Source organism: Arcobacter siniprincipis (SeqCode), assembly GCF_048571125.1.
In the GTDB taxonomy this organism is placed as follows: Bacteria; Campylobacterota; Campylobacteria; order Campylobacterales; family Arcobacteraceae; genus Arcobacter; species Arcobacter siniprincipis.
This window is the reverse complement of record NZ_CP182343.1, coordinates 1-19,620: the sequence shown is the minus strand read 5'-3', so window position 1 is coordinate 19,620 and position 19,620 is coordinate 1. Positions and strand designations below refer to the sequence as shown.

The following is a 19,620-nucleotide window of genomic DNA, read 5'->3' as shown; positions in this document are numbered from 1 at the left end:
ATACTACTATCATTTCATGCTATTATATTATTAGAAAAACTTATTTTATGGAGCTTTATTATGAAAACAGATAATTATGACATAGCTATTATTGGTGGAGGACCAGGGGGAATTGCTACAGCACTTGAAGCTGCAGTTCATGGTATCCAAAATATCATACTTATAGATAAAGCTGATAATCACTCAAGTACTATTAGAAAATTCTATAAAGAAAATAAAAGAGTTGATAAAGATTGGAAAGGTAAAAGTGTGCAAATAGAAGGGAATATTCCCTTTATGGATGGAACTAAAGAGTCAACCTTGGATTTTTTTGACAAACTTCTTGACCTTGATAAGATTGATACTTTATTTAATACAGAAGTTGAATCAATAATTAAAAATGAAAAAGAAGATGAGTTTTTAATTAGTACAGGAAGTCAAAGTTTCAAATCAAAAGCTGTCGTAGTTGCAATTGGTAAAATGGGTAAACCAAATAAGCCAGATTATAGAATTCCCCCTTCTATAAAAGCAAAGGTAAATTTTAATCTTGACGGCTGTAGTGAAGGGGAGAAAATATTAGTAGTAGGTGGTGGGAATAGTGCTGCTGAGTATGCATATGAATTAGCTGATGAAAACAATAATGTAACACTTGTTTATAGAAAAGCACAATTTACAAGATTAAATCCAGAAAATGAAGAGATTTTAAGAACCTATAATGGACAAGAGAAATTAAGACTTAGACTAAATACAAATATTATCTCATTAGAAAATGAAAAGGGTAAAATAAAAGTTAATTTTGATGATGGATATTTTACTTTGTTTGATAGGATAATATATGCCATTGGAGGAACTAGTCCAATAGATTTTCTAAAAAATTGTGGAATAAAATTAGATAGTGAAAATAAACCAATTTACAATGAACACTACATGACAAATATACTTTTTTTGTATGTTGCAGGAGATATCGCTTTTAATACAGGAGGGTCAATTGCCGCATCATTAAATCATGGTTATCACATAGTAAACTCATATATGAGAAGAACAGGAAAAATCTACGCTCATACAGACAAAGTAGAAGAGTTTCTTAAAAATAATCCAGAGTTTAAATAAAATGATGAATATAAAACTTGTTTTGCTTGTTTCTCTTACTTTGTTTTTCTTTGCAACAAGCTCAGTTTTAGCAAGAGCTGCATTAATAAATAACTCAATTGACCCTTACTCTTTTACATTTTTTAGGCTTTTTTTTGGAGCTTTGACTTTATTAGTTATTTTGTCTTTTAAAGAAAAAAAACTAAATTTAAGCCTAAATAAAAATTGGCATACTTCCTTTTTACTTTTTTTATATGCTATTTGTTTTTCTTATGCTTATATAAATTTAGATGCGGGACTTGGAGCTTTAATACTTTTTGCAATGGTACAACTGACTATTATAATTACAGCCTTGATAAAAAAGGAGCGTATTGATATTAGGAAAGCTTTAGGAATAAGTTTAGCTTTTGTAGGATTGATTTACTTATTATATCCAAGTGAAGGTTTTGAAGTATCACTTTATCACTCTATTTTGATGATGATATCGGGTGTTGCGTGGGGACTTTATACAATCTTTGGAAAGAAATCATCAAATGCTACACTAAATACAACCGATAACTTTACAATATCTCTTTTTTTTGCGATTATATTTTTTGCATTATTTGTTCATAATGTAAAGCTTTCAAGTTATGGGATAACTTTAGCATTTGTTTCAGGAGGCATAACTTCTTCTATTGGATATCTTTTATGGTACCACTTACTTCCAAATATGAAAATTATAACTTCTGGGATTTTACAACTACTTATTCCTCCCCTTGCTATATTTTTAGGAGTATTATTTTTAAATGAAAAAATAACTTCTACTTTGATAATTTCTACAATTTTAATACTATTTGGAATATTAATATCAATATATAAAAAAGATAAATAAACTATTTTTTTATTTATTTTGTATCTTTTATGTGTATAATAAAAAGCAAAAAATAATCAAAAGAGTCATTATGAAAAAGTTTATATTATTGGGAATTTCAGCCACTTTCTTATTTGCTACACAATTTATTACAATAGGTACAGGTGGAGTAACAGGAACATATTACCCAACTGGTGGAACAATCTGTAAGTTTGTAAATAAAATAAAAGAAAAGACAAATATTAGATGCTCTATTGAATCAACAGGAGGTTCTGTTTATAATATAAATGCAATAAAAAGTGGTGAACTAGATTTTGCAATTGTTCAGTCAGATATTGTTTATCAAGCATCAAAGGGTATAGGGGAGTTTAAAGGTGAAAAATTTCCTAAATTAAGATCAATACTTGCTATTTATCCAGAATCATTTACTTTAGTTACAAGAAGAGATGCAAATATAAATGGCATTATGGATATAAAAGGGAAAAGAATAAATATAGGAAATGTAGGATCAGGTAATGAAGCCACTGCATTAGCTCTATTTAAAGCCTTAAATATAAAAACATCTGATTTATCTTATGTTGGAAATCTAAAGTCTTCAGCAATGCCAGATGCCCTAAGGGATAATAAACTTGATGGATACTTTTATATGGTTGGGCATCCAACAGCTAATATTAAAGATGCCTCAAACTCTACAGATACTAAAATTGTCCCTATCATAGGAGCAAAAGTTGATAAATTTGTTAAAGAGCATCCATACTTCACAAAAACTGATATTCCCGGTGGAATTTATAGGGGTAACCCAAAAGAGATACCAACTTTTGCTGTAAAGGCTGTATTAGTTGCAAATTCTACGATGAGCGATAAAGCTGTTTATACCGTAGTAAAACAGATTATGGAAAACTTTAATGAATTTAAAAAAGCCCATCTAGCACTTACACCTATTACCAAAAAATCTTTTTTAGAAGGATTATCTGCTCCATTACATACTGGTGCTAAAAAATATTTCAAAGAGATTGGATTGATAAAATAATTTAAAATGAACAAAACCCAATTTTTTATAGATGAAAAAATTCCTTATATTGAACTAAGATACTCTAAGACCAAATTAAACTATAAAGAGCACTTGCACGATGATTTATCAATAGGTGCTTTAGTTAGTGGAAAAAGAGAATATACAAATAAAAACAATAAATATATAATTGCAAAAAATAGTTTAGCAATAGTAAATCCAAATATAATTCACTCTTGTAATAATATCACTAGTGAAGAGACAAGTTATTATATGCTTTATATAAAAAAACAATGGCTGTTTAAAATACAAAAAGAGTTAAATCCAGCTTTAAACTCTTTTGTTCCTTTTTCTAAAGAATTTCTTGAAAATAAAAAAGAGTATGAAGATTTTATTAAATTATGTGAAGTGATTTTTTCTTCTGAACTCTATTTAGAAAAAGAGGTTTTATTATTGGAATTTATTTCAAATTTATACTTAAATCATTGTGATTTTAAAATAGCTTCAAAAGAGAGTTATAAAACAAAAGTAAAAGATATTATGGAATATCTAAATAAAAATGTTAGTGAAAATATATCTTTAGATGAACTATCAAAAAAGTTTAATCTTTCTACATTTTATATTATCAAACTTTTTAAAAAGGAGTTAGGAATATCTGTATATTCATATTTTATAAATCTAAAAATTGAGTATGCGAAGGTACTACTAAAAAAAGGCATAAGTATAGTAGAGACTGCTTTAGAGTGTGGTTTTTATGATCAAAGCCATTTGCATAGAAACTTTTTAAAAATCGTAGCCTTAACTCCAAAAGAGTATCAGGACAACTTCGTACAATAAAAATATTTTTTATTTGTATAGACTTCTAAAAAGGAAGTTTATGAATATAGATATTTTTATACAAGGTTTTATTCCCCTAGCGCTTGCACACTTTATTGCACTTCTAAGTCCTGGTGCTGATTTTTTTATATTAGTTTCAAGCTCTTCAAAAAATGGAAAAGCAGCAGGTATTCTTACAGCTTTTGGTATTGCTTTTGCAAATGGACTTTATATTTTATTTGCTCTTTTTGGAATTTTACTTATTCAAAATAATCAAATACTTTTTATAAGTATAAAACTAGTAGGTGCTCTATATTTATTATACTTATCTTATCACTTGATATTTTCAAAACAAAGGGAGTTATTTAAAAATGATAAAAATATCAAAAGAACAAAAGAGTTATTAAAAAACTTTCTAAAAGGATTTTTATCAGCAATATTAAATCCGAAAAATTCAATATTTTATTTCACTATGTTTTCTATTTCAAGCACGCATAAAATACCCTTGGATTTTCAGATAATTTATGCCTTTTGGATGTTTTTTGTAGTTTTATTTTGGGATATTTTTATCGTATATTTAATCAATTCAAAAAATAATAGAGTTCTAATACAAAAATACTCAAATAAAATAGAGAAGATTTCAGGAGTGATTCTTTTTGTATTAGGTTTTGCAATTTTGATAAGTCTATTTTAAATAAAATAGACTTTAGTCAAAAATAGATTTTACATTCATATTTGAAATATACTTTTCTACTTTTTTTCTACTTTCAGTCAATAAGTCAATTACTTTGTCTTTTTTCTTTTGAGAACTTCTAAATAAAGGTATAGATACACTAATAGCTGCTAAAACAAGATTATCTTTGATAATAGGAACCGCAATACACTCAACTTCTTTCATTCCTTCTTCTCTCTCTGTTGCATATCCATTTTGATCTATTTTTATAATATCTTCATACAAGTCTTTAATAGAGGTAATAGTGTTTTCTGTTCTTCTTTCAAGTTCACCAGGAAACACGTTCTTTAACTCTTTAAATGAGTGTTTATAAAGTAATGCTTTTCCAAGTGCACTACAGTTTGCAGGAAATTGTACACCCACTGAAGTTGCTAATTGAATGGGATTTGAAGCATTTACTTTTTCCACATATAATACTTCATCCTTATCAAGAACTCCCAATTGGCAAATCTCATTGCAACTTGCTACTATTTTATTCATCTCTTCTTTTATAAACTTCACAATTGCATTATTTTTATTTACAGAAGAGGATACACTTAATATTCCAATATAAATAGAGTACTTTAATGTTATCTCATTGTAAGCTAGATAATTATAATAAGCCAAGGTTTTTAATATAGGAGATAAACTCGTCTTTGGTATCTCCAAAAGCTTAGAAACTTCAGTTAAGGTATAACCCTCTTTGTTATTAGAAATTAACTCAAGAATATTGATAATTCTAGAAGTTGTTGAATGTAATGCCTTCAATATTTCTCCATATAAAATTTATTAAAAATTGCGTAGTAAAAATATTATATCATATTAAAATATAAAGCTAAGAATTTAAAAATTCCAATAAATTTGCCTTGACAAAACAGTAAAAAAACATTAAACTTATCTAAACGTATATAAGTTCATATACTTATATAAGTACTATATAAAAAATAAGGAGAGTTTTATGGGTAAAATTCAAGGGGTATTTCCACCTTTAATAACTGTATTTAATGAAGATTCAACAATAGATATTGATTCTATAAAAAAACACATAGATTTTTTAATTGAAAAAGGTGTAGATGGGGTAGCCATTTTAGGTACAACAGGGGAATTCTTCTCACTTTCATTTGAAGAAAAGAAATTTTTGGTTGAAAACATATTAGCACATACAAAAAATAGAATAAAAGTTATAGTAGGTGTTGGAGAAACAAATTCAAGTAAAGCATTTAAATTTATAAACTATTTAGAAGATAAAGATGTAGAAGCATTATTGGTTATCAATCCATATTTTGTTGTATATGATGAAGAAACTATTATAAAATATTATGGTGAAATATGTAATAGAACATCTAAAAATGTACTAATTTATAATTTCCCAACATTGAGTGGATTTGATTTTACATATGATATTGTTAGAAAAATCGCCTTAAAAAATGACAATTTAATAGGTATAAAAGAGACTGTTGAAAATATAAAACATATTGAAAAAATGTTAAAAATAAAAGATGAGAAAAAAGATTTTTCAGTTTTTTGTGCTTTTGAAAGTCAAGCCATAGATGCTTTAAATCTAGGTGTTGATGGATTTATCAATGCTACAGTAAACTTTGCACCTGAATTTACTGTAAATACATATAAATATTTTAATGAAGGAAATGAAGAACTTACAAAAGAGTACTTTGATAAAATGAATAGTGCAATGAAAATTTATACATATAGCCAACCTCTTTTACAAGCTTGTAAACAAGCTGTATATTTTAGAGTACTAAAAGAAAATAAACATGAAAAGTTACCAGCATATTCTTTAAGTGAAGAAAAAAAGCAAGAACTAAAAAGTGATTTGCAAAAACTTAATATCTTATAATTAAAAGGTAAATTATGGAAATGTCAAAAAGAACAATTAAAAGTATCAGAGCTTATGTAGTAAGCGGTGGAGGGGCTGATTACCATGATCAAGGTGAAGAGCATTGGATTGTTAAACAAATATCAACTCCTATGAGCCTTTTCCCTGAATATAAACAAACAAGAACAAGCTTTGGAATTAATGCCCTTAAAACTATTGTAGTAGAAGTTGAAGATAATACTGGAAAAGTAGGTTTTGGTATCTCAACTGGTGGTTACCCTGCAGCTTGGCTAGTGATGAATCATATAGATAGATTTATTGTAGGCCAAAATCCCTCAGACACCGAAAAGATGTGGGAACAAATGTACAGAGGAACACTTTATTATGGTAGAAAAGGTATTGTTATGAATGCTATTTCTGCTGTAGACCTTGCCCTTTGGGATTTACTAGGAAAAATAAGAAATGAGCCTGTTTATTCTATGATTGGTGGAAAAGTAAGAGATGAATTAGAGTTTTATGCCACAGGTCCTAGACCAGATTTAGCAAAAGAGATGGGATTTATTGGTGGAAAAATGCCACTTGTATATGGTCCAGCGGATGGTGAAGAAGGATTGAAGAAAAACATAGAATACGCAAGAAAAATGAGAGAAGCAGTTGGTGATGATTTTATGCTAATGTGGGATTGTTGGATGTCACTAGATCTTCCATACGCAAAAAAACTTATGCATGAATCTGAAAAACTAGGTATGAAATGGATTGAAGAGTGTTTTAACCCTGATGATTATTGGGCTTATAGAGACTTGAAAAAAGCAGCTGGTAATACTATGATGGTCACAGGTGGAGAACATGAAGCTACTAAATATGGTTTCAAAATGTTAATTGAAATGTGTGATTTAGATATATTACAACCAGATGTTGGTTGGTGTGGTGGTATGACTGAACTAATCAAAATAGGTAATCTCGCAGAAGCAGCAGGTAAGTTAGTTATTCCACATGGAAGTGGTGTTTATAGCCACCATTATGTTATTACTAAGCTATCATCACCTTTTACAGAATGTTTAATGATGGCACCAAAAGCTGATAAAGTTTTACCACAATATTATCCACTACTATTAGATGAGCCAGTTCCAGTAAATGGGAGACTAAAAGTTTCTGATAAACCAGGGTTTGGTGTTACTTTAAATAGAGAAAATCTAGTAGAAGTAAAAAAAGAAGCTTAACTCTTAACTATGTGAGATAATTTCTTATCTCACATAACTCTTCAAAAAAATTAATCTAAATACTTTATATAAAAATGAAATAATTAATTGTAATAGTTTTTATAGAATTTGTAGTTTTAAATAAGTTACCTTAAAAGGTAACTTATTTTTATAGATAGATTATTGTTTATTTAAATCGTATTGTAAATATACAACTTTAGTTTGTAAGAATTCTTCTAAACCATGTTTACCATCAGCTCCACCAATACCAGATTTTTTCCATCCAGCGTGGAAACCTTGCATTGCTTCAAAGTTTTCTCTATTGATATATGTTTCTCCACATTTTATCTCTTTGCAAGCTCTCATAGCTATATCAAGGTTTTGTGTATAGATTGATGAAGTTAATCCAAACTCACTATCATTTGCTAAAGCAATAGCTTCATCAAGTGTATCAAATGTTACGATTGGAAGTACTGGTCCAAAAATCTCTTCTTTGATAATATCCATATCTTGTTTTACATCAATTATTACTGTTGGCTCATAAAAATATCCATCATCTCTATCGCATCTTTTACCACCAGTTGTAATAGAAGCTCCTGCTGCAACTGCTGAATCTACTAATTTTTGAACATGAGTAATAGCATCTTCATTAATAAGTGGTCCCATATCAATTTTTTCTGTTAAAGGATTACCACAAGTTAAAGCAGCCATAGATTTTGTAATTCTTTCACTGAACTCTTTTGCAATACTTTTATGTACATAAACTCTTTCAGCACAATTACAAACTTGTCCATTATTTGTAACTCTAGAATTTTTGATAGCTTCAACTGCAATATCAAGATTAGCATCTGCCATAACAATCGCAGGTGCTTTCCCACCTAATTCTAAAGATACTTTTGTTACATTTTTAGAAGCTGCTTCCATGATTTTAACACCTGTAGGCACACTTCCTGTAAAACTTACGATTCCTACTTTTTCATTTGCTGCAAGTTCATTTCCAACAGTTGAACCAGATCCAGAAACTAAGTTAAATACACCTTTTGGAAGATCTATTTCATCAACTAATTTTGCAAATTCAAAGGCATTGTTTGGAGTTTCACCACTTGGTTTTATAACAATAGTATTACCTGTTAAAAGTGCAGGAGCTAATTTTCTTGCAATTAAGAAAAATGGGAAATTCCAAGGTAAGACACCAGTTGCTACTCCTATTGGTAATTTAAATAAAAAGATATTTTCATTTGGTCTATCACTTTGGATTATTTCACCTTCATATCTTCTCGCCCATTCAGCCATATAATCCAAATAATCAGCAGTGAAATTAACTTCAACTTCTGCTAAACCTAATACTTTTCCTTGTTCTTCAGTGATAGTTTTTGCAAGCATATCACTATTTTCTCTAATTTTTTGTGCAATTTTTCTTAGGTAATTACCACGCTCTACTGCTGGTAATTTTCCCCATGAATCTTGTGCATTGTGTGCTGCATCAATAGCAACTTTTGCATCTTCTGCATTTCCTTTTGGGATATAAGAAATAATCTCTTTTGTTGAAGGATTAATTACGGGAGTTGTTTCACCTTTATTAGAAACAAACTCTCCATTAATATACATTTCATAAACTCTTTTTTCTGACATAATTTTCTCCTTATTAACTTTTATATATTCAAATAATTACAAATAAAATTTTTATTTCCACCATAATGCAATTTCTGGAAATATAATTAACACGACAATTGCTAAAGCCTGTAACATTATAAAAGGTATTACAGCTTTAAATATATCACCTAATGAGACATCTGGCGGAGCAACAGTTTTTAAAATAAATACACCCGTTCCAAATGGAGGGGATAAAAATGCTATTTGCATATTTAAAGCAAACAACACACCAAACCAAACAGGGTCATAACCTAAGGCAATAACAATTGGCATAAAAATAGGTATTGTTAATAAAACAATTCCAACCCAATCCAAAAACATACCTAAGAAAAATAGAATTACCATCATTAAAAATATTATATAAATAGGAGAACCACTTCCATGTGCTAATATTACACCTTTAACAAACTCAATTCCACCCATAAGATTAAATACACCTACTAATAAAGTAGCACCTATTCCTATCCAAATAATAGTACCGCAAGTTTCTAGCGTTTTATAAGCACTATCAACCATCAATTTCCAAGTAAGTTCTTTTCTTAAATAAACAGAAAGAGTAATACCCAATACACCAATAGCAGAAGATTCTGTAACTGATGCTATACCCATATAAATACTTCCTAAAACACTTGCTGCAACCAATAATGGTAGAATAACTTTTTTTAAAGACTTAATCTTCTCGCTCCAAGGAACATACTCTTGTACTGATTCAGGCACCATACTTGGATTTAAATATCCTCTTATTAATACATACGCTATATAAAATCCTGCAAGCATTAAAGCCGGTAAAAATGATGCTGTAAACAAATCTGAAATTGAAACATTTGCTGTTAAACCAAAAATTATCAATACAATAGATGGAGGAACCATGGTTCCTAAAGCACCACCAGATACAACAACCCCAATTGCAAGTTTTTTATCATAACCCATTTTTAACATTTGAGGCAGAGCAATCATTCCTAATAAAATTGTTTCACCACCTATAATTCCAGACATTGCAGCTAAAAAAACTGCTAGAACTATAGTTTGTATAGCAACACTTCCTCTTATATTACCACTAAAAGATTTCATAGCAGCAAATAAGTCCCTTGATATATTTGACCCATCAAGTATGGCGGCCATCAATACAAACATGGGCACGGACACAAAGGCATAAGATGTAACAAAGGCATAAACTCTTGTTGATATTAAACTTGAAGCTTGGGGTCCAATCCAAAAAAGCAAAAAGAATCCAGCAACCAAGGCAGTTATAAATGCCAAAGGTAATCCAAGAATCAATAATCCAATTATCATTCCTAGCATCAATAAACTACCAGCTTCTATTCCCATAGAAGAAATATTAAGTAATTCAAACATTATTTTCTCCTAAGTATAGAAATAAATTTAACAAGTACTTGTATAAGCATCAATATTAAAACCACAAATAAAACAAGTTTTGATATTGCTGGAAAAGGTGGATTCCATGCAGAACCCGAAGTTTCCATATAAAAAGCACCCCATGGCTTAAACCAAGAACTTTTGAAAAGTAAAAAAGCTGAATAGTTCATAAATACTAAACAAATTATCAATAATGTTGAGATTAAAATATCAACATAATACTTGTATTTTTTTGATAGCATATCATATAAAATAGTTATTTTTATATGTCTATCAATTGTTAAAGAGTGTAATCCTCCCCAAATAAATAAAATACCTGCAATCAAAGTTGTTGTTTCTTGAACCCAAGAAGTAGGTGAATTAAGTACATATCGAGAAAAAACCTCATAACAAATAATGATAAAACAAACTATATAAAAAATACAAATCTTTCGACCGATTAAAATTATTAATCGGTCAAGTTTATTATATTTCAGCTCAGTATTTTCCATTAAATCATTCCATTATCTTTTAAAAACTTAGTAATAAGATCATAAGCTTCTTTTGCATTAGGAGATTGTGTAGACATTTTTTCCCACTCACCTTGTGCAATTCTCCTAAATTTTATTTTTTCTGATTCTGGCCAAGTTACAATAGTATAATCTTTAGTTTCTGTTGCTCTTGCAGCTTCTGCTTTATCAGAAAGTTTTATTGTAGAAATAATTTGTCTCACATAATCTCTAAAAGAAACTTTAATTATTTCTTGATAATTTTTTGGCATTTTATTCCAAGTTTTAGTATTAATAGAAAGATCCATTAAAGGAATAGAATGAAAACCTGGGAATATAGGAAATTTAGCAATTTTATTAAGTCCTGCTTGAGCATTTACAGCTAAAGTAGATGCATCCGCTGCTTCTATAACCCCTTTATCTAATGAAGTAAATACTTCACTATATGGTAAATTTACAGGCGCTGCACCTGCTGCTTTAAATACTGCTTGAACAAGACCCTCAGGTGCTCTCATTTTCAAACCTTTTAACTCTGCAACACTTCTTATTGGTTTTTTTGCAACCAATGATTCTAAACCATTTGTCATAGCAGAAACAAATGTTACACCATAAGGATTCATCAATTTATTCATAAATTCATTTCCTCCTCCATATTCCATAAACAAAATTAAATCATTTGGATCACTCCATGCACCAACAGTATTTCCCATTAAAGCAAATGCTGGATCTTTACCAGAAAAATATGCAATTGAAGAAATTTCTCCATCAAGAACACCTGCACCAATTGCATCTAATGTTTCAGTATATTTTACAATACTATTTACAGGTAAAACTTCTATATTAATATCAGAATTAGTCATTGTAGCAACAGTTTTTGCCCACTTCTCTTGTAACTTAAAATTAATAGACCCTGATGGATCTGCAGATTGTAGTTTTAAAGTAAATGTACTTGCCCCTTGCAAGAATGTACCAAACATTGCTATAGCTAAAGATAGCTTTACTAATTTTTTAAACATTTTTTCCCCTTTGTTATATACTTTAAAAAACTGAGTTTAAATTTCTTATATTATTTTAAACTACTGTTTAATAAACTTAAGTATTATATGTTAAAGCTTAAACTATACTTATATAAGGACTTGTTCTTATATAAGTACAAATAATGAGTAATATCGATTTTTAGGCTATCTTTTAGCAAAAAAGTAAAATTTTTTTTAAAAGATAAACAAAACTTTAACGTAAAATAGACTATTTTACAAAAAAATTATACATAATTTTGACATTTTTGATAATTCCGCTTTATTTGACTTACATTTTTGTAAGCTATTTTTATTTAGAAGTTAAAATTGTAAGATAAGCTTGTTCTTGATATTTATTTAGTGCTTCTGGGTACTCAATACTATTTTTTCTCTCAAAACTTCCCATAGCTTGAGCGGATACCAAATCAACTGTACATTTGGGATTTAGTTGGATTAAACTCTCCATTTTGAAAGTAACTGCACCACCTGCAAAGTTTCCTTTTTTTGCTCTTTTTTTGATATATACTTGTTCAATATCATTTTCGGTCAAAAACACTAATAAGTCATTACAATAACTTCTTATAGACTCTTGGAGTTCATCATCTTCCAAAGTGATTTTTTTAGTTTTTAAATCTTTATATTCGCCATCAATCTGAACTGCTAAGATTGTTTGATTTGCTTTTAGTTCTATTCCACATATATTCATTTTATTATTCCTTTTAAATGTCCCATTTAAAAGGGACATTAATCATATGATTTGTAGAAGTATAAGATAAATTTTTAAAGTGGATTGATTTTATTGCAGATTGTTATATATTAATAAAGTTTCCCATATAAATCCATATATGTAAGATAAACTCTTAGGTCAAATTCATATTGATGATAATTAGGCTCCATAAAGCAACATAAACTATAAAACGCCTTATCGTGTTCTTTTTCCTTTAAATGAGCTAATTCATGCACTACAATCATCCTAAGAAACTCTTCTGGAACATTTTTAAACAAAGTTCCTATTCGTATCTCATTTTTACTCTTAAGCTTCCCACCTTGAACCCGAGAAATAATAGTATGCAAACCCAAAGCATCATTGATAACATTTATCTTCCCATCATAAATCACCTTACTAAGAGGAAGTGACTTTTTCAAATAACTATTTTTAAAATCCATAGCATAAGAGTAGAGTGCTTTATCATTTTTATAATCATGTGAAGTTTTGTATTTATTTAATAAATACTTATCCAGCTTTTTATTATCTATTAGCTTTTGTATTTGCAAAATTATATCTTTAGGATAATGTTCGAGGTATTTTAGTTTTTTCATATTAGAGATTATATGCTATCTTGGCTTTATTTAAATATTTGATTCAACTATATATTTAGCTCTTTCATAAAGTTCATCAAAGGTAATTATTTCAGGTGAATTAATATTCTTCCTAAATAATTCGAATGAACGATATTTATCTTCATTAACTCCAAATTCTGATATAAATTCATCTAACTTTCCGATAATTAAAAAAGAACTAGGCAAAAAATTAAAAATTTCTTCTCCCGTTAAATTTCCAGTTTTTTTATTTTTTATTTCTATTTTCCCATAATATTTTTTTAAATTTGATGATATTGTATTCTGAACTTGAGAAACACCTCCTGCTAATTCGTCCGAAATAGCCCAACAATCACCTCTATAAGACATTTTCATTTGTTTTAATAAATCTGTTTTGTGTGTTTTAATTTCAACAAAACAAAGTGACTTTATAAATCCTGATGTTTTTAATAGTGCATCTGTTCTTTTTCCATTAGTATTAAAATCAAAACCACTAGAATATTGTTCAAGTTTTTCTTCAATAACCTTTTCATTAAAGATATACGATAATCCATAACCAAAAATCCAAGTATTTTTTTCAAAAAAATTTTGCCAATCAGATTCTTTTAAGTTATCATTATTAAGCATAGATTTAAAAATATTAAGTTGTTCTTTTCTATAACCTATAGAAACAATATCTTTCTCTGTTAATTGACTATTCACAATTTTATTTATCAAGTTTGGATTTTTCTCTAAATAATTTAATACCGTATCATCTGTGATATTACTTATATTATTCAAAGCCATATCTATTGGAATTGTAACTTTTCCTTTTCCATTTAATGGTATACCTTTTAATGCACTAACAAAATTTATTAATAAATCTAATTGTTCACCATAAATGACCATAGATTCTTTATGTGCATTTCCAGTTTTTGTCATCCATCTTTGAATTGTTAAAGTATTAATATTTCTAGTATCTTCATAAAAATAAGCTTTTATTTCTTGTTGTTTATTATCTGTTGTTTTTAAATCAATTTCAATTCCATCTTTAGTTTCTACTCTTTTATGCATTTTATGATCAGGACTTTCACCGAATTTCATAGAGACACCTCTACTAAATCGTATAAATTCTTTACCCTCAACAAAGCTAGTATTTTTAAATTGAGGACTTACACTTAAAGTATTTTTTTCAAGCTTATTAAAATACATATATTCTTTATCTTCTTGTGTCATCATATGATTATCCTATATTTAATTAATGAGTATAACAGAATTTATATTAGAAAATTTTTTTCTATAGGAATTTATTATTTTGATTAAGTTCAAGGCGGAGTGGAATTTTTAGGAAGGAGCGTACTAAAGTACGTGAGGAGTAAAAATTACTCCTCCAACGCAGAAATTGATTAAAAGAATCAATTCCTAAACGTCTAGGTGTTCTACGTCTTTTGCGTGCTCTTCGATATAGTTTCTTCTTGGCTCTACTTCATCACCCATAAATAGTGTGAAAGTATCAGATGCAATTGTTGCATCATCAATAGTAACTCTTAGAAGTCTTCTTGCTTCTGGTGTCATTGTTGTTTCCCAAAGTTGCTCTGGATTCATTTCTCCAAGACCTTTATATCTTTGGATATATGCACCTTTTTTAGCTAAAGTTTCTATTTCATCAAGTATTTCTACTAAATCTCTTCCTTCAAATACAGTTAAATCTCTTTCTACTAATTTGTTATAAATATAAGTAGCTTCACTAAAATATGGTGAGGCAAAAAGTTCATCATCTATTAGTAACTCTTCTAGACCTTCATTTGTTTGAACGAAAAGTTGAATACTTTCATCAGTTAATCTTTTTGATAAAATATTATATCCCTTAGCTTCAAGGAATCCTTTTACTTCTTCATATAAAGCTTGATAATCTAAATTTACTAAATTTGAATTCTCAATTAAGTGTTTTAAAACTTCTGCTAAAGAGTATCTTTTTTCTAATTGTTGTAACATACCTCTATATCTAGAAACTGTTTTAAATAAATCCACTAAATCATTATATCCAAGACCTTGGAATTCAAATGATTCTAAACCATTTTCAATTAAAAAAGCAGATAAAGCATTGTCATCTTTTAAATATGTCTCATTTTTACCTTTTTTATATCTATAAAGAGGTGGTTGAGCAATATATAAATAACCTTTTTCAATAACTGGTCTTAAAAATCTAAAGAAGAAAGTTAAAAGCAGTGTTTGAATGTGAGATCCATCAACATCGGCATCCGTCATAAAAATGATTTTATGATATCTGATTTTTTCTTCATCAAAATCTTCACCAATACCACAACCAAGAGCTGTAATCATGTTTCTAATTTCATCAGATTTTAAAATCTTATCAAGTCTTGATTTTTCTACATTTAAAATCTTACCTTTAAGTGGTAAAATTGCTTGATAAACCCTATCTCTACCTTGTTTTGCAGAACCTCCCGCAGAGTCCCCTTCTACTAGATATAATTCTCTAATAGCTGGATCTTTACTTTGACATTCTGCTAGTTTACCAGGAAGAGTTCCTACTGTCATAGCATCTTTTTTTCTAGTCATATCTCTAGCTTTTTTAGCTGCTTCTCTACCTCGTGCTGCCATTAAAGCTTTATCCATAATTGCTTTTGCTTGTGCTGGATTTTCTTCAAAGTATTTATCTAGTTGTTCAGATGTTAATCTTTGGCAAATAGGTTTTACATAAGAACTTCCAAGTTTACCTTTTGTTTGACCTTCAAATTGAGGTTCTGGAACTTTTACAGAAATAATTGCAATAAGACCTTCTCTTACATCATCACCTGTGATTTTTGTATCTTTTTCTCTAGCTGCTGCATTTTCATTTAAATATTTAACAATACTTCTTGTAAGTCCAGCTTTAAATCCAGCCTCATGAGTTCCCCCATCAATTGTTCTAATATTATTTACAAATGATAAAGTTTTTTCAACATAAGTATCGTTATACATAACAGCAATATCAACTTCTACTCCATCAACATTGTCATTAAATGCTACTGCGTCTGATACGGCTGTTGCAGTATTTATATCTTCAACAAACTGTTTAATACCACCTTCAAAATGATAAACTTCTGTTTTTTTAGTTATTTCATTTATTAAAGTAATTGAGATAAATGAGTTTAAATATGCTACTTCTCTAAATCTTTTTGCTAAAACAGCAAAATCATAAGTATTTACTTCAAAAATAGAATCATCAGCTAAAAATTCAATAGTAGTACCAGTTTTTCTAGGACTTTCTCCAATAACTTCTAAAGGAGCTTTTGGAATACCTTTTGAAAACTCTTGATAATGAATTTTTCCTTCTCTGTAAATAGTCATTTTAACTTCTTTAGATAAGGCATTTACAACAGAAACCCCAACTCCATGAAGACCACCAGAAACTTTATACGTATCTTTGTCAAATTTACCACCAGCATGAAGTACAGTTAAAACAACAGTAGCAGCTGAAATTCCTTCACCTTCATGAATAGCAGTTGGAATACCTCTTCCATCATCTTCAACTTTGATCCAATGATCTTTTGTCATAGTAATTTTTATATTTTTACAATATCCAGCCATTGCTTCATCAATAGAGTTATCAACAACTTCGTAAACCATATGATGTAATCCATTAGTGTTAGTATCACCAATATACATACCTGGTCTTTTTCTAACAGCTTCAAGACCTTTTAAAACTTTAATATTGCTAGCACCATATTCTTGGCTCATTAATTATCCTTTTTTATTTGTCTAACACAATTGGCATTACAATTGTAAAAAATTTATCATCTTCTAAATAAAATGGTAAGTTAGATTCATTGAATCCAACTACAACATTTTCATTATTTGACATGCTTAAAAAATCTAATAAATATTTAGCATTTACTGCTAAATAAAAATTTTCACTAATATTTAAATCAATATCAATTTGAGTTTTAGATTCTGTATCTTCATCTAAAGATTCAAATACCATAGAATTTGGAGAAAAAGTAATTTTGATATTTGAAAACAAAGATGTAACTAGTTTAATAGAATCTATTAAAACAGCTTTTGGTAAAGTTAAATTATATTTTAAAGTATTTGGAATAATTCTTTCATAATCTGGAAATTTCCCATTAATTAGTTTTGTAAAAAATTTAGAATTATCAGTTTCTACTACTAAATTTGTATCATCATAAGATATTTTTGCATCATCTAAAAATAGTTTTTGTATTTCTATAATTGCTTTTTTTGGAATAATAAATTGCGCTTCATTATTTGAAATATTTTGTAAATGAGAAATAGCAAGTCTTCTTGTATCTGTTGCTACAAAATTGATTTTAGAATTTTTAATATCAATTAATGCACCATTTAATTCAAATTTTGGATTGTTGTTATCAATAGCTGGTGTAATTTTTCTAATACTATTTACTAAACTAATAGTTGAAATATTTAATATATTTAATTCAGTATTCATAATTAAATTAGGATATTCATTAGCATCATACATTGGTAATTTAAAAGTTGATCTACTTTGTTTTATAACTAAATTATTATCTATAGTTTCAACAGTAATTTTGTCATTTTTTAATCTTTTAATAATACCTAATAAATTACTTCCGTTAACTGTACCTTTTCCATCTGTTGATTCTTCAATATCATTAACATAAGATTCTAATCCAATTTCATAATCTGTAGCTTTTAATATTAATTTAGAATTTATTACTTCTAAATATATATGTGAAGTAATAGAACTAGAATCTTTTTTTTCTAAAAATGGTTGCATTGAAGAGATTATATTTTCAAAGATATTTTTAGCAATGATAAATCTCATGTTATCCCCTTTATTTATTATTTTATTTAGTGGTAGTAGTAGACTATGTGAATAGATGAAAACTCTTGGTTTAATCCGATAAAATCAACTCTTGGAAGAGTGATTAAAAGATTAAAGATATTCACACCTATTCACATAATGGTTTAAAACTTTTCTACGACTATCCTCTATTTATGATTTTATTTTTTAAATTTTCTATTATAAGTTTAAAATTTTCATCTTTTTCAATTAACTCATTTGCTTTTTTAATATTATGAGAAATTGAACTATGATCTTTCATACCTAAAAACTTAGCAATATCTGGCATAGAGTTATGTGTTAATTCTCTTGCTAAATATATCACTATTCTTCTTGCATTTGCAACAATTGCTGTTCTTTTTTTAGATTTAATATCACTTGGTTTGATATTAAGTTCTATTGCAACGATTGTTATTATATCAGGAAGTTTTATATTTTCTTTTGTTTCTTTAATTTGCTCTTTTAAAAGGTTTTGTACCATAGGTAAATTAATCTCTTGGTTAAGTAAGGCTGCACTTGCATTTATTCTAATTAGTACACCTTCTATTTCTCTAATAGAGTTATCAAGATTTGTAGCAATATAATTTACTATTTCCCTATCTAAATGAATGCCATTTAATTCAGATTTTTTTTCAATAATTGCTATTTTTGTCTCTAATCCAGGAATTTGAACATCAGCTGTTAAACCCCACTCAAATCTTGATTTTAATCTATCCACAAGGCCTGCTATTTGAGATGGAAGTCTATCTGAAGTCATGACAATTTGTTTTTCAGCATTATGAAGTTCATTAAAAGTGTGAAAGAACTCTTCTTGAGTTTGTTCTTTTCCACTTAAAAATTGAATATCATCGATTAGTAGGACATCACATTTTCTATATTTACTTCTAAAATGTTCCATATTTTTGTTTTTAATTGCAAAAGTAAAGTCATTCATGAACTGTTCAATTGTAACATAAATAATTGTTCTACCATGCTCTATTGCATCGTTTCCAATTGCTTGAAGCAAGTGAGTTTTACCTAAACCAGTTCCACCATAGATAAATAAGGGGTTGTATTGAATACCTGGTTTTTTTGAAACGGCAAGGGAAGCATTAAAGGCCATTTGATTTGATGAACCAACTACAAAAGAATCAAAAGTATATGATGGATTTAATATAGTGCTTTCCACATCTGATTTTCCTACTTGTTCTTTTAGTATCTCTTTTTTAGTCTTCTTCTCACCTGTTAATTTTATTTCAACAGTTGGCTTAGTACCATCTATTGTCTCAATACAGTGTTGAATGATTTTTGAATATTTGCTTTTTATCCAGTTTGCAATGTATTTATTAGGAACTTCAAAAATAGCTATGTTATCGTCAGATGAAATTTTTTTGTAAATAAGTTGTTTTAGGTATCTGTCATAGTCTGATTTTGATGTTTCATTTTTTAAAACTGATAAAATCTCTTTTGTTGTCAT

Annotated in this window: 18 protein-coding genes; 7 read left to right on the top strand and 11 right to left on the bottom strand. The window is 28.3% G+C overall.

What is annotated here, in order from left to right:
• The first annotated feature begins 60 nt into the window (after positions 1-60).
• The 5 genes from ACNI3D_RS00090 to ACNI3D_RS00070 all read left to right on the top strand — a co-directional run bounded on the left by ACNI3D_RS00090 (position 61) and on the right by ACNI3D_RS00070 (position 4,437).
• Positions 61-1,089 (top strand): NAD(P)-binding domain-containing protein, encoded by a 1,029-nt coding sequence (locus ACNI3D_RS00090; RefSeq protein ID WP_129100384.1) that lies wholly within the window; start codon positions 61-63, stop codon positions 1,087-1,089.
• A gap of 4 nt (positions 1,090-1,093) precedes the next feature.
• Complete coding sequence (locus ACNI3D_RS00085) at positions 1,094-1,939, top strand: DMT family transporter (RefSeq protein WP_419767839.1); 846 nt, start codon at positions 1,094-1,096, stop codon at positions 1,937-1,939.
• A 70-nt stretch (positions 1,940-2,009) separates the two neighbouring features.
• Complete coding sequence (locus ACNI3D_RS00080; RefSeq protein ID WP_419767838.1) at positions 2,010-2,948, top strand: TAXI family TRAP transporter solute-binding subunit; 939 nt, start codon at positions 2,010-2,012, stop codon at positions 2,946-2,948.
• A 6-nt stretch (positions 2,949-2,954) separates the two neighbouring features.
• Entirely contained in the window at positions 2,955-3,764 is an 810-nt protein-coding gene (locus ACNI3D_RS00075; RefSeq protein WP_419767837.1) for a helix-turn-helix domain-containing protein, read from the top strand.
• A gap of 40 nt (positions 3,765-3,804) precedes the next feature.
• Positions 3,805-4,437, top strand: coding sequence for a LysE family translocator (locus ACNI3D_RS00070; protein ID WP_419767836.1), 633 nt, complete (start codon positions 3,805-3,807; stop codon positions 4,435-4,437).
• Between the two features lie 12 nt (positions 4,438-4,449).
• Here the strand turns inward: ACNI3D_RS00070 and ACNI3D_RS00065 are convergent, their stop codons facing one another.
• The gene (locus tag ACNI3D_RS00065; RefSeq protein WP_419767835.1) at positions 4,450-5,223 is read right to left on the bottom strand and encodes an IclR family transcriptional regulator; all 774 of its coding nucleotides are present in this window, start codon (positions 5,221-5,223) and stop codon (positions 4,450-4,452) included.
• Positions 5,224-5,413: 190 nt separating this feature from the next.
• On the opposite strand from ACNI3D_RS00065, the gene ACNI3D_RS00060 reads away from it, so the two are divergent.
• Both ACNI3D_RS00060 and rhmD read left to right on the top strand, forming a co-directional pair.
• Positions 5,414-6,310 (top strand): dihydrodipicolinate synthase family protein, encoded by an 897-nt coding sequence (locus ACNI3D_RS00060; RefSeq protein WP_419767834.1) that lies wholly within the window; start codon positions 5,414-5,416, stop codon positions 6,308-6,310.
• Positions 6,311-6,324: 14 nt separating this feature from the next.
• Positions 6,325-7,509 (top strand): L-rhamnonate dehydratase, encoded by a 1,185-nt coding sequence (rhmD, locus tag ACNI3D_RS00055; protein WP_419767833.1) that lies wholly within the window; start codon positions 6,325-6,327, stop codon positions 7,507-7,509.
• A gap of 159 nt (positions 7,510-7,668) precedes the next feature.
• On the opposite strand, the gene aldA is transcribed toward rhmD, so the two are convergent.
• The 10 genes from aldA to dnaA all read right to left on the bottom strand — a co-directional run bounded on the left by aldA (position 7,669) and on the right by dnaA (position 19,620).
• On the bottom strand, positions 7,669-9,120 hold the full coding sequence (aldA, locus tag ACNI3D_RS00050; protein ID WP_419767832.1) for an aldehyde dehydrogenase: 1,452 nt from the start codon (positions 9,118-9,120) through the stop codon (positions 7,669-7,671).
• Between the two features lie 51 nt (positions 9,121-9,171).
• Entirely contained in the window at positions 9,172-10,497 is a 1,326-nt protein-coding gene (locus tag ACNI3D_RS00045) for a TRAP transporter large permease (RefSeq protein ID WP_419767831.1), read from the bottom strand.
• Positions 10,497-11,009 carry a TRAP transporter small permease subunit gene (locus ACNI3D_RS00040; protein WP_419767830.1) on the bottom strand — a complete coding sequence of 171 codons (513 nt, stop codon included), beginning with the start codon at positions 11,007-11,009 and terminating at the stop codon, positions 10,497-10,499. The genes ACNI3D_RS00045 and ACNI3D_RS00040 overlap by 1 nt, the downstream gene beginning before the upstream one ends.
• Positions 11,009-12,022, bottom strand: a complete 1,014-nt coding sequence (locus ACNI3D_RS00035) for a TRAP transporter substrate-binding protein (RefSeq protein ID WP_129100394.1) — start codon at positions 12,020-12,022, stop codon at positions 11,009-11,011. Before ACNI3D_RS00035 ends, ACNI3D_RS00040 begins: the two co-directional genes overlap by 1 nt.
• Before the next feature lie 310 nt (positions 12,023-12,332).
• On the bottom strand, positions 12,333-12,728 hold the full coding sequence (locus tag ACNI3D_RS00030) for a DUF3010 family protein (RefSeq protein WP_419767829.1): 396 nt from the start codon (positions 12,726-12,728) through the stop codon (positions 12,333-12,335).
• Positions 12,729-12,838: 110 nt separating this feature from the next.
• On the bottom strand, positions 12,839-13,342 hold the full coding sequence (locus ACNI3D_RS00025; protein ID WP_419767828.1) for a M48 metallopeptidase family protein: 504 nt from the start codon (positions 13,340-13,342) through the stop codon (positions 12,839-12,841).
• Positions 13,343-13,372: 30 nt separating this feature from the next.
• Entirely contained in the window at positions 13,373-14,560 is a 1,188-nt protein-coding gene (locus tag ACNI3D_RS00020) for a Shedu immune nuclease family protein (protein WP_419767827.1), read from the bottom strand.
• 183 nt (positions 14,561-14,743) lie between these two features.
• Positions 14,744-17,062, bottom strand: a complete 2,319-nt coding sequence (gene gyrB / locus ACNI3D_RS00015) for a DNA topoisomerase (ATP-hydrolyzing) subunit B (protein ID WP_129100398.1) — start codon at positions 17,060-17,062, stop codon at positions 14,744-14,746.
• A 13-nt stretch (positions 17,063-17,075) separates the two neighbouring features.
• Complete coding sequence (dnaN, locus tag ACNI3D_RS00010) at positions 17,076-18,146, bottom strand: DNA polymerase III subunit beta (protein WP_419767826.1); 1,071 nt, start codon at positions 18,144-18,146, stop codon at positions 17,076-17,078.
• 160 nt (positions 18,147-18,306) lie between these two features.
• Positions 18,307-19,620, bottom strand: coding sequence for a chromosomal replication initiator protein DnaA (gene dnaA / locus ACNI3D_RS00005; RefSeq protein WP_129100400.1), 1,314 nt, complete (start codon positions 19,618-19,620; stop codon positions 18,307-18,309).